The sequence below is a fragment of the Kordiimonas sp. genome (assembly GCF_048260245.1).
In the GTDB taxonomy this organism is placed as follows: Bacteria; Pseudomonadota; Alphaproteobacteria; order Sphingomonadales; family Kordiimonadaceae; genus Kordiimonas.
Map to the genome: position 1 here is coordinate 65,226 of NZ_JBLXGZ010000017.1, position 11,066 is coordinate 76,291.

At 54.2% G+C, this 11,066-nt stretch carries 9 protein-coding genes; 3 read left to right on the forward strand and 6 right to left on the reverse strand.

Annotated elements, in window-relative coordinates; translation table 11 throughout:
• Positions 1-38 precede the first annotated feature (38 nt).
• The 3 genes from radC to sfsA are packed head-to-tail and all read right to left on the reverse strand — an operon-like array spanning position 39 to position 2,324.
• Complete coding sequence (gene radC, locus ACN0VM_RS10575; RefSeq protein ID WP_417450848.1) at positions 39-731, reverse strand: RadC family protein; 693 nt, start codon at positions 729-731, stop codon at positions 39-41.
• Positions 732-744: 13 nt separating this feature from the next.
• Entirely contained in the window at positions 745-1,575 is an 831-nt protein-coding gene (gene map / locus ACN0VM_RS10580) for a type I methionyl aminopeptidase (protein ID WP_417450849.1), read from the reverse strand.
• A 38-nt stretch (positions 1,576-1,613) separates the two neighbouring features.
• Positions 1,614-2,324 carry a DNA/RNA nuclease SfsA gene (gene sfsA, locus ACN0VM_RS10585; RefSeq protein WP_417450850.1) on the reverse strand — a complete coding sequence of 237 codons (711 nt, stop codon included), beginning with the start codon at positions 2,322-2,324 and terminating at the stop codon, positions 1,614-1,616.
• 332 nt (positions 2,325-2,656) lie between these two features.
• On the opposite strand from sfsA, the gene ACN0VM_RS10590 reads away from it, so the two are divergent.
• Positions 2,657-4,864: a TonB-dependent receptor gene (locus tag ACN0VM_RS10590; protein WP_417450851.1), complete on the forward strand. Its 2,208-nt coding sequence runs from the start codon at positions 2,657-2,659 to the stop codon at positions 4,862-4,864.
• Between the two features lie 120 nt (positions 4,865-4,984).
• Here ACN0VM_RS10590 and ACN0VM_RS10595 read toward each other — a convergent pair whose 3' ends face one another.
• The 3 genes from ACN0VM_RS10595 to pcaF form a co-directional block, all read right to left on the reverse strand.
• Positions 4,985-5,767, reverse strand: coding sequence for an SDR family NAD(P)-dependent oxidoreductase (locus ACN0VM_RS10595; protein WP_417450852.1), 783 nt, complete (start codon positions 5,765-5,767; stop codon positions 4,985-4,987).
• 8 nt (positions 5,768-5,775) lie between these two features.
• Positions 5,776-7,875 (reverse strand): 3-hydroxyacyl-CoA dehydrogenase NAD-binding domain-containing protein, encoded by a 2,100-nt coding sequence (locus ACN0VM_RS10600; protein WP_417450853.1) that lies wholly within the window; start codon positions 7,873-7,875, stop codon positions 5,776-5,778.
• A 111-nt stretch (positions 7,876-7,986) separates the two neighbouring features.
• Positions 7,987-9,192 (reverse strand): 3-oxoadipyl-CoA thiolase, encoded by a 1,206-nt coding sequence (gene pcaF / locus ACN0VM_RS10605; protein WP_417450854.1) that lies wholly within the window; start codon positions 9,190-9,192, stop codon positions 7,987-7,989.
• A gap of 153 nt (positions 9,193-9,345) precedes the next feature.
• Here pcaF and ACN0VM_RS10610 point away from each other — a divergent pair, with 153 nt between their 5' ends.
• Together ACN0VM_RS10610 and ACN0VM_RS10615 are read left to right on the forward strand one after the other, a co-directional pair.
• Positions 9,346-10,497 (forward strand): acyl-CoA dehydrogenase family protein, encoded by a 1,152-nt coding sequence (locus ACN0VM_RS10610; protein WP_417450855.1) that lies wholly within the window; start codon positions 9,346-9,348, stop codon positions 10,495-10,497.
• A 112-nt stretch (positions 10,498-10,609) separates the two neighbouring features.
• The coding region (locus ACN0VM_RS10615; protein WP_417450856.1) for a cupin domain-containing protein at positions 10,610-11,066 on the forward strand (457 nt) is incomplete at its 3' end.

The window sequence follows — 11,066 nt, forward strand, 5'->3', positions numbered from 1 at the left end:
CAGTCGGGGGCGTTTATATACGCCCCACATCTTTAAAACTACATTAATCCAAGCTCTTTAAAACTGGCTTGGCCGGATTTACCAACAATAATATGATCGTGAACCCTGATACCAATACGGTCGCAGGTTTCAATAATATTCTTTGTCATGACAACGTCTGCGCGGCTTGGCGTTGGGTCACCTGACGGGTGATTATGAACAAGTATTAGCGCTGTCGCGTCAAGCTCAAGCGCACGGCGCACCACTTCCCGCGGGTAAACCGCTGCCTCGTCAACCGTGCCGTCACTCATCACCACATCGGCTAGCAAAGCATTTTTTCGGTCAAGAAACAGAATACGGAACTGTTCCCTCGGTATATGTGCCATCGCACCCTGCAAATAATCTAAAACAAGGGACCAGTTCGACATCACGGGCCGCGCACTAGCACCTGCCTTTGCAAGCCGCAACGCCGATGCCTGAACAGATTTAATTGCCGCCACTGCGGTATCGCCAAGGCCAGGCGATGTGCGCAGACTGTCAACATCGGCGCTCAACACGCCAGCATAGCTGCCATAACGCTCGATCAATTGTTTTGCCAGGGGCTTCACATCGCGTCGCGGAATAGCAAGACACAGGATCAGTTCCAGCAACTCATAGTCAGCCAGCGCCTCGGCACCGCCCTTGAGAAAACGCTCACGCAGGCGGGCCCGGTGACCGTTCATATGGTTTGCGGCTTTGACCTCGTCCCCCATCAACCCACCGTGCTCAGGCGCTCAAATCATATGGTGGGCAAAACCAGCCCTTCGGAGATTTGGTAAACACCTCGTAGCCGTCCTCGGTCACCGCCAACGTATGCTCAAACTGCATTGACAGGGTTTTATCACGCGTAACCGCCGTCCAGCCGTCAGCCAGAATTTTAGAGCCCGGCTTACCGGCATTGACCATGGGTTCGATGGTGAAAAACATGCCAGGCTTTAGTTCGGGCCCGGTACCAGGCCTGCCAAAGTGCATCACACTGGGCTCATCATGGAAAACCCGGCCGATACCGTGGCCGCAAAAATCCCGCACCACGGAATAGCGGTGGGCCTCGACGTGAGTCTGGATCGCATGGCCAATGTCGCCAAGTTTTGCGCCCGGCTTTACCGCCTCAATACCCTTCCACATTGCCTCAAAAGTCACTTTACACAGCCGTTCGGCCAGCAACTTCTGTTTACCGACAAAAAACATGCGGCTCGTGTCGCCGTACCAGCCATCCAAAATAACCGTGACGTCAATATTCAGCGCATCACCCTCACGCAGTTTTTTAGGGCCCGGGATACCGTGACAGATAACATGGTTGATCGACGTACAAATTGACTTCGGGAAACCCCGGTAATTCAGGGGCGCCGGCACAGCGCCATGATCTGTTATGAAATCATGACACAGGCGATCCAGTTCTTCCGTTGTTACGCCTGGCACCACATGAGGGGTGATATAATCAAGCACTTCAGCTGCCAGCCGTCCCGCAGCACGCATGCCGTCCATCGCCTCAGGCCCATGGATCTTGATAGATCCCGTGCGCGTTTCAGGAGCATTTAGTGCGTCAACATAGTTCATTCAATTATCCTTCTCGACATGAACGTATTTTAAGCCGGTCACAGCCGAATGGGAAGTGTCCCATTAATTACAATTTTTTCTGGTGTCAGATCGCACGTATAACAAAGCAGTTCAACGCCTTTGGCGGCGGCCTCGTGAAGTCCCTCGGCATAAGCACTGTCAATATGCTCTGCGGGAGCAAACGCTTCACAGTCACCACGCTGCACCAAATAGAACATCACAGCACGGTGGCCTTCATCAACCATATCCATGAGTTCACGCAGGTGTTTGGCGCCGCGCACGGTCACCGCGTCGGGAAACTGTGCCTCAGCCCCCATCTTGAGGGTTACATTCTTGACCTCGACATAACATTTTTCGGACGCACCTTGGGCGGAAGGTTCCTCCAGCAAAATATCAATACGGCTATTTACCCCGTATTTCACTTCGCGTCGCAGCTTAGCATAGCCGACAAGTTCGGCAATTTCATCCGCGCCAATTGCATCAGCAACTATTCTGTTTGGGTGGCTGGTGTTGATACCCACAAGAACACCGTCCACCTCAACCATCTCCCACCGCCAATCCAGCTTTGCCTTGGGGTTCCGGTTCGGTGACAACCAGACGCGGCTCCCTGGCTCTTTACAGCCTGACATGGACCCTGAATTGGCACAGTGCGCAACAACGACTTCGCCGCCGGGCAATTCAATATCAGCCAAAAAACGCTTGTAACGCTTTATCAGCCTGCCTTCTTGCAATGTGTCTTCAAATATCATGGGCGCACATTAACCTCTCGCCGTAGCTACAATCAAGCAACACCTGGGCAGGCAATGCAGATCACGGCATATTTTACCCCCTGCTTCAATTCCAACGACCCGATGGACAATAGCCGGGTTGCCAATGTGCAACACTTGTGCATTCGCCTGCTGCGAGAAGCACACTTATATTGCGCTTTTGTGTCGCTAAATATCGGGTTCTGTGGAAACTAAAGCTCCGGGTGGCCCCAGTAAAATATCCATGCCCGCAACAACCCTGCAGGTCCGGGTGAATCCCAAAAAAGTTATAATAACGAAGACGAAGCTGCGTGTTTCGAATGAGGAAAGACACCATGAAGAAAACTTGGTTTAACATTAGCGCACGCCTGATTGCAGGCACCTCGATGATTGCATTGTCCGCAGCTGCACAAGCGCAGGATAGCGATTCAGGTTATGCGCTGGAAGAAATTCTCGTGACGGCTCAAAAACGTGAGCAAAGCCTGCAGGATGTTCCTATTTCCGTAAGCGCGATCGCTGGCGACAAAGTGAAGGATTTCGCAGCTGGCGGCGAAGACATTCGCCTGCTCTCCAGCCGCGTACCGGGGCTCAATGCGGAATCCTCCAATGGCCGCGTCGCCCCACGCTTTTACATTCGTGGTCTTGGCAACACAGACTTTGACCTTGCCGCCTCACAGCCAGTTTCCATCGTGGTTGACGACGTTGTGCTTGAGAACGTGATCCTGAAAAGTTTCCCTCTCTTTGATATTGAACGTGTTGAGGTTCTACGCGGACCACAAGGTACCCTCTTTGGCCGTAACACGCCGGCCGGTATCGTTAAGTTCGACACCCGCAAGCCAACGCAGGAACCTGAAGGGTATGTCAGCGCCAGCTATGGCAGCTTGGGCACATCCTCGATTGAGGCAGCCTATGGCGGCGGGCTTGGCGAAAAGGTATCCGCTCGTATCTCAGGGCTTATGACACGTCGCAACGACTGGATCGATAACGGCTACACTGAAGAAGAAGACGTCATGGGCGGCTTCGTTGAAGCCGCGATGCGCGCACAGGTTCTGTTTGAGCCGACAGATAATTTCGATGCGCTGCTGAATTTTCATTACCGCTCACTGGATGGCACTTCGGAAATTTTCCGTGCCAATATCTTCGACGCTGGTTCGCCAGAGCTCAACGACAATTTTGATCGCGACACCGTTTACCATGACGACGATCACCATAACGCCCAAAGCTTCAACAGCTGGGGTGCGTCCGCCAAGCTGGTTTGGGATTTTGGCGAAGACATGAGCCTGACATCCGTCAGCGCCTATGAAACCACCAAAGGCTGCGGCATCGGCGACATCGATGGCGGCTACGGCGCTGCTTTCCTTCCGGAAATGGGCCCCGGCGTCATTCCGTTCCCAAGCACAACGGAAGACTGCATCGATAACCTCGACCAGTACACTCAGGAAGTACGCCTGGCAGGTCAAGGTACCGATAAGCTGTTCTACCAAGTTGGCTTCTTCTACTTTGACAGTGACTTTACCATTCGCACCCGTCCTTTCTTCGTGCCGGATTCAACCGTACGCCACCAGAACGAAAGCTGGGCATTGTTTGGGCAAGCCAGCTACGACCTGACAGACAGCACAACGGTTACGGTCGGCGCACGCTACACCGATGACCAAAAAACTGCCGATGCTTTCGATGGTGGAGCAGGCGCAGCACTGCCGACAGTAGAACTGGAAGGCAACGACTTCAGTTGGGATGTAGCAGTCAATCACATCCTCAATCCTGACCTCTCAATTTATGCACGCGTAGCTACCGGCTTCCGCGCGCCATCGATTCAAGGGCGTGACGTAGCCTTCGGTAGCGCACCAACAACTGCGACAGAAGAAACCATCATGTCTTACGAGGCCGGCTTCAAGGCAGACCTTGTGGAAGGTCGCATGCGTTGGAACGGTGCCTTCTTCTATTATGAAATGGACGACCTGCAGGTAACGGCCGTCGGTGGTGGTTCAAACAATGTCCGCCTGCTAAACCTCGACAAAGTTAAAGGCTACGGCTTTGAAACTGACATCGAATTTCTGGCGACAGAAAACCTGACGCTGACCGCGGGGGCATCCTATGCCCACACCAGAATTTACGACACCGCTGTACGGGTTCCGGTTTGTGGAACAGGCATGTGCACACCTACCAACCGCCTGGATAACAATGGCCGCGCCATTATCAACGGCAACCCGCTGCCACAGGCCCCGGACTGGACGTTTAACGTCACGGCTGAATATGTATTGCCAACCGGCGACGGCGAAGAATTCTTCGTCTTTACTGACTGGGCATATCAGGGCGATACCAATTTCACGCTGTATGAAGCGGCTGAATTCCGCTCCACGGGCACATATGAGCTTGGCTTGCGCCTGGGTTATCGCTGGGACGACAGCCGTTATGAGGTTGCCTTCTTTGGCCGTAACCTGACGGACGAGAAAAACGTCAAGGGTGTGATCGACTTCAACAACCTGACCGGCTTCGTTAACGAACCGCGTGTTCTGGGTATTGCATTCCGCGCAGACTTCTAAGTCCGTTTTAAAGCGAAACGTAAACGTATACGGGGGCCACTGGCCCCCGTTTTCATTTCTGGGAAACAATAAAAAAGGCGACGGAAATCCGTCACCTTTTTATAAAGAACTGTCAGGCGTTTAAGCGAGCCGCACAGAATGCGCACCGTCAACTGGCAACGCTACCCCTGTGGTAAAGCTTGAGGCAGGGCTGGCCAACATCAGCATTGCAGGAACGAGTTCCGAGAGCTTGCCCGCCCGTTTAGCAGGGCTTTGCTTCAACATTTGCTGACCAAGCTCACTTTCAAGAAACTCATCATTGATTTCGGTCTTAAAGTAACCCGGACAAATGGCATTTACCCGAATACCCCAGCGTTGCCATTCAATCGCCATGGCACGGGTCATCTGCACCACACCAGCCTTACTTGTCGCATAGGTCAGTTGCTGAGGGCCTACACCAAGGCCGAGGATCGATGCCGTGTTGATAATGGAGCCGCCCTTGCCATTCTCCAGCATCATTTTCGCGGCCACCTGCCCCACGCGCCACATACCCTTGAGGTTTGTGTTCATGGTGGCGTCCCAGTCTTCTTCCGTATCCTCCAACGCCCAGTTGGGGCGGGCGATACCTGCATTGTTACATACGATTGTAGGCGTACCGAGCACCTCTTTTGCCTTCACAAAAGCTGCTTCTACGCTGGCGCGATCTGTCACATCGAGAGCCACGGCCAATGTACGGCCACCCGTATCATTCGCGATTTCAACAGCAAGCGCCTCGACCTTGTCTGTGCGCCGGGCGCCCAGCACGACGTCTGCACCCGCACGCGCGAGGGCACGGGAAAACTCTGCGCCGATTCCCGAAGACGCCCCCGCCACCAGCGCCACTTGACCCTTCAGGCCAAAAATTCCGTTCACATAATCACTCATGTCTGATCCTATCCTGCGTTTTCACGGTCAAAGTCAGCGAAGCTCTTGCCAGCTTCCGCCAGCTCCTTCAGCAGCGGTGCCGGCTGCCACCAGCGCGGCCCGAACTTTTCGCCAAACTCACAAATTTTGTCGTAAACATTCTTGAGCCCGAGACTATCTGCGTAATGCATTGGCCCACCACGGTATGCTGGGTAGCCATAGCCATTGACGTAAACCACGTCGATATCACTCGCACGATAGGCCTTGCCCTCGCCCAGGATTTTAGCCCCTTCATTGATCAGGGCCATCATGCAACGTTCCACAATCTCGTCTGACGAAATTGCGCGGCGCTCAATCCCGGCCTTGACGCTCTCTTCTTCGATAAGCTTCTGAACATCTGGGTCCGGCTTTGGTGTACGACTGCCGTCTTCATAAGCATACACACCAGCGCCAACCTTCAAGCCCTTACGACCAGATTCGACCAGACGGTCCATCCAGTCATATGCCTTTGTTTCATAGTTCTCCCGGCCGACGCCCTGCCTGTTCAGATAGCCAATATCGAGACCTGCCATGTCCGACATGGTCATTGGTCCCATAGGCATGCCAAAGGTAAATAGCGCGGCATCTACCTCTTCCGGTTTTGCGCCCTCAATAACAGCCAGGGCAGCCTCACGCCCATAAGGCGACAACATACGATTGCCAATAAAGCCGTGGCAAACACCTGCAACCACACCAACCTTGCGAATGGCTTTCGCAAGGTCGACACAGGTCGCGAGCACATCAGGTGCCGTTTTATCGGCCCGGACGATCTCAAGCAGCCGCATCACATTGGCGGGGGAGAAAAAGTGCAACCCCAACACATCTTCAGGGCGTTTTGTGCAGGCTGCGATTTCATTGACGTCGAGATAGGAGGTATTGCTGGCAAGGATCGCACCTTTTTTGGCGACACGGTCCAATTCGCCAAACACCTTTTTCTTGATCTCCATCGTCTCAAATACGGCCTCAATGATGAGGTCGCAATCTGAGAGATCGTCATAGGAAAGAGTGCCAGTGAACTGGTCCATCAGGCCTTCGACCTGTTCCGATGTCAGTTTGCCTTTCGCGGCGGATCGTTCATAGTTTTTGCGTACCACGCCTAAGCCACGATCTAGTGCCGGCTGCTCAACCTCAAGGATAGTGACGGGAATGCCCACATTCGCAAAATTCATTGCGATGCCACCACCCATTGTACCAGCTCCGATGATACCCACACGCCTGATATCGCGGCGCGGGGTATTTTTATCTATCCCCGGAATGCGGCTGACCTGACGTTCTGCGAAGAACATATGCTGCAATGCCTTCGCTTGTGGGTTTGCCATGCATTCCTGGAACAGTTCGCGTTCTCGCTTGAGGCCTTCCTCCAGCGGTAGGCTGACAGCGGCTTCCACACACCGAATACAATGCTCTGGCGCGAAATAGCCCCGTGTCTGGCGGGCGATGGATTTCCTGAAGCCCGCAAAAAACTCGGGCCCAAACTTGGTGCCATCGATTTTCATCTCGCCGGTCCGGCGCGGGCCGTTTCCTGCGGCTGCTTTGGCGAAAGCGATGGCTGCCTCAAGCAGGTTATCCTCTACAATTTCGTCCAGAACACCCCAAGACTTGGCCTCTTTGGCACTGACGTGACGCCCGCTGATAATAGCGTCCAACGCGTTGGCGGGGCCTGCGATGCGTGGCAGGCGCTGGGTGCCACCTGCGCCCGGCAATATGCCCAGTTTCACTTCGGGCAGGCCGATCTTGGCGGAAGCCAGCGCCACTCTGTAGTGGCACGAAAGCGCAACTTCAAGCCCACCGCCGAGTGCCGTGCCATGAATGGCCGCGACCACAGGTTTTTCCATTGCCTCAATATCGTTAACCACATCCGGCAGATGCGGTGGCTGCGGTGGGCTGCCAAACTCGCGAATATCCGCACCGGCAATAAAAGTGCGGCCAGCACAGGCAACAACAATCGCGCTGACGTCTGCATTGCTCGCCAATTCTTTCATCTCCCGCGCCAGTCCTTCACGCACACTGTGGGACAGCGCGTTAACAGGCGGGTTGTCAACGGTTATAATCGCGATACCTTCGCGGATTTCTTTTGAAACAGTAGACATATATTTCCCTCATTCACTTGGCGCGCCATCATCGCGCTTATGGTCAGTGCTTGATTGAGAGACTAGGGCGCGATCGCGCCAAAGCCAGTGACCAGGCACAGAAAATAGCGATCAGACGCGCTCAATCACCATGGCAATACCCTGCCCAACACCGATGCACATGGTCGCAAGGCCGTATCTGCCACCCCGCTCCCTCAACTCATGAGCAAGCGTCAGCGCGAGGCGTGCGCCTGACATGCCAAGAGGGTGACCAAGGGCGATCGCCCCGCCGTTAGGGTTTAGGTGCTCAGCATCGTCCGCTATCCCCAAGGCCCGTGTGCAGGCGAGAGCTTGGGCGGAAAACGCTTCGTTCAGTTCGATTACATCCATATCGTCAAGGCTGAGACCAAGGCGAGACAATAGTTTTTGCGTGGCAGGGACGGGGCCAAACCCCATGGTACGGGGCGGCACACCTGCACAGGTTGTGCCCACAATGCGCGCCATTGGCGTTAGGCCGTGTTTCACCGCCGCCGCTTCACTCGCGACCAGAAGTGCTGCGGCGCCATCATTGGTGCCCGACGCATTACCAGCTGTAACGGTGCCGCCTTCACGAAACGGCGCACGGAGTTTGGCGAGCGCATCCATTGTCGTGCCGTGACGCGGGTGTTCATCTGCTGCGATGGTTACGGCAGGCCCCTTGCGTTGCGGGATAATGACGGGTGCAATTTCCCGATCAAACCGGCCGCTCTTCTGAGCGGCTTCCGCCAGAGCTTGCGAGCGGAAGGCGAAAGCATCCTGATCCTCGCGAGTGATATTGAGATCTTCAGCGAGGTTCTCCGCAGTTTCCGGCATTGAGTCGACACCATAAGCCGCTTTCAAGGCCGAGTTAACAAAACGCCAACCAATTGTGGTGTCGTAAATGTCGGCCTGCCTTGAAAATGCGGCGGGAGCCTTGGGCATCACGAACGGCGCGCGGGACATGCTTTCCACCCCACCGGTTATCACAAAGTCGGCTTCACCGGTCATCACGGCGCGCGCACCTTGTGCCGTTGCCTCAAGCCCTGACCCACATAGCCGGTTGACTGTCACGGCAGGAACGTCCGTGGGCAACCCTGCGAGCAGGCCCGCCATACGGCCAACATTGCGGTTGTCTTCGCCAGCCTGATTGGCACAACCGTAAAACACATCATCCACCGCTGCCCAGTCGGCGGCGGGATAACGATCAACCAGCGCCTTGATCGGATGCGCAGCCAGATCATCTGTTCGCACGGATGAAAGCCCTCCGCCGTACCGTCCAACCGGTGTGCGTAATCCATCACAAATAAAGGCGCCCTGCATATATCTCTCCTAGACCAAGACCATTTACTTAAGAACTAAAATAAATAGCCCGACGCAAAACACCACCTGTTTTCTCAGAAAGTTGGAAATGTGGCTTGGTTGTCAGACTAATCAATTGCATTAAATATATCTCAAACGGCGAAAGGACAGGGTATGGCATTGGAAAAAGATACGTTGAAGCAGTTGTGTACGATGCTGAACCGATTCGTTCACGAGCGATTGATCCCCAATGAGCGCGTGGTATCCGACACCGATACAATACCTTCAGATATATTGGCCGAAATCAAAGACCTCGGGCTTTTTGCTCTTTCCATTCCCGAGGAATATGGCGGGCTTGGCCTCACCATGGAGGAAGAAATTGAAGTCGCGATGCTCATCGGCGAAGCCGCACCCGCTTTCCGCTCTATTTTCGGCACCAATGTTGGAATCGGATCACAAGCTATTGTGCTGGACGGAACTGACGAGCAGAAAAGCAAATATCTGCCCCGCCTTGCAAGCGGTGAGCTTATTGGCTCGTTCTGTCTCACCGAGCCGGAAGCGGGCTCAGATGCAGGCTCTCTGCGCACCAGTGCCCGCCGCAATGGTGAGCATTTTATCCTCAACGGCACTAAACGTTTCATCACCAATGCGCCGTTCGCAGGCCTGTTCACCGTTATGGCCCGCACCGACGCCGGCAGCACAGACGCCCGCGGTGTTTCCGCCTTTCTGGTAGAAGCCGGCACACCGGGCGTTCGGGTTGGCAAACCTGAAAAGAAAATGGGCCAGCAAGGAGCGCCCGTCGCTGATGTGGTTTTTGAAAACTGCCGCGTGCACGCCGAAAACATTATCGGTCACCGTGAGAACATGGGCTTCAAGACTGCCATGAAAGTCCTTGATAAAGGCAGGCTGCATATCTCCGCCGTTTGTGCCGGCCTCGCAAGACGAATTTTGCGTGATACAGTACGCTATGCCAAAGACCGGCGCCAGTTTGGGGAATCAATTGCCAGCTTCCAACTCATTCAGGCGATGATCGCCGATAGCGAAACAGAGATATACGCAGCGGAGTGCATGATTCGTGATGCTGCAAAAGCAAGGGACCGTGGCGAAGACACCAAACGTAAAGCGTCCTGCACAAAACTCTTTGCCTCCGAGATGGTGGGTCGTGTAGCCGACCGCGCTGTCCAGATATATGGCGGTGCTGGCTATATTGCTGATTACGGCATTGAGCAGCTATACCGCGATGCGCGCCTGTTCCGAATCTACGAGGGCACAAGCCAGATCCAGCAATTGATCATCGCCAAGGATGTTATCGCCGCCACGGACTGATTCACAGTTGCTCAAAACCTGCACATAATGTGATCACATTATTCCACAGTCTATGGTATGTTCCCGTCACCGATCACATGTTTCAACAGCATTACCGGTTAGGGAGCAGACCATGAAATCAACAACAACAGCACTGCTGCTGTCGCTTGTTTGTGTGTCACCTGTCGCGGCAGACATGGCCGACAAAGGTGACCATACTCATCCGAAGAAAATCAGCAAAGAGCAGATCGCAGGTAAGTTTTTTAGAGACCATAAGCCGCTTGTCCAGATGCACAAAAGCGAGCGAGGGCAATACAAGACTGAAGACCTGGAAAATTTCCTGTCCGTCGATAAAAAATTCGACACCGGCATGTACAAGTCAGGCCCCGTGCGAATGTCAATCGACCACTATGGCGTCGACGAATTCATGTATTTCATCGAAGGCGGTGTCACCTTGACATCAAATGATGGCACGGTCACCAAAGTAGAGGCTGGTGACGCTGTCACAATCGGGCGGGACTGGAAAGGCGTTTGGGACTCCGATGGGTATATGAAAATTTATGTCATATATTCGGCTGATGAACCGTTGG

Coding starts and splice junctions, on each gene's coding strand:
- ACN0VM_RS10590 (WP_417450851.1), top strand. CDS start 2,657: ATGAAGAAAACTTGGTTTAACATTAGCGCACGCCTGATTGCAGGCACC.
- ACN0VM_RS10595 (WP_417450852.1), bottom strand. CDS start 5,767: ATGAGTGATTATGTGAACGGAATTTTTGGCCTGAAGGGTCAAGTGGCG.
- ACN0VM_RS10600 (WP_417450853.1), bottom strand. CDS start 7,875: ATGTCTACTGTTTCAAAAGAAATCCGCGAAGGTATCGCGATTATAACC.
- radC (WP_417450848.1), bottom strand. CDS start 731: ATGGGGGACGAGGTCAAAGCCGCAAACCATATGAACGGTCACCGGGCC.
- pcaF (WP_417450854.1), bottom strand. CDS start 9,192: ATGCAGGGCGCCTTTATTTGTGATGGATTACGCACACCGGTTGGACGG.
- map (WP_417450849.1), bottom strand. CDS start 1,575: ATGAACTATGTTGACGCACTAAATGCTCCTGAAACGCGCACGGGATCT.
- sfsA (WP_417450850.1), bottom strand. CDS start 2,324: ATGATATTTGAAGACACATTGCAAGAAGGCAGGCTGATAAAGCGTTAC.
- ACN0VM_RS10610 (WP_417450855.1), top strand. CDS start 9,346: ATGGCATTGGAAAAAGATACGTTGAAGCAGTTGTGTACGATGCTGAAC.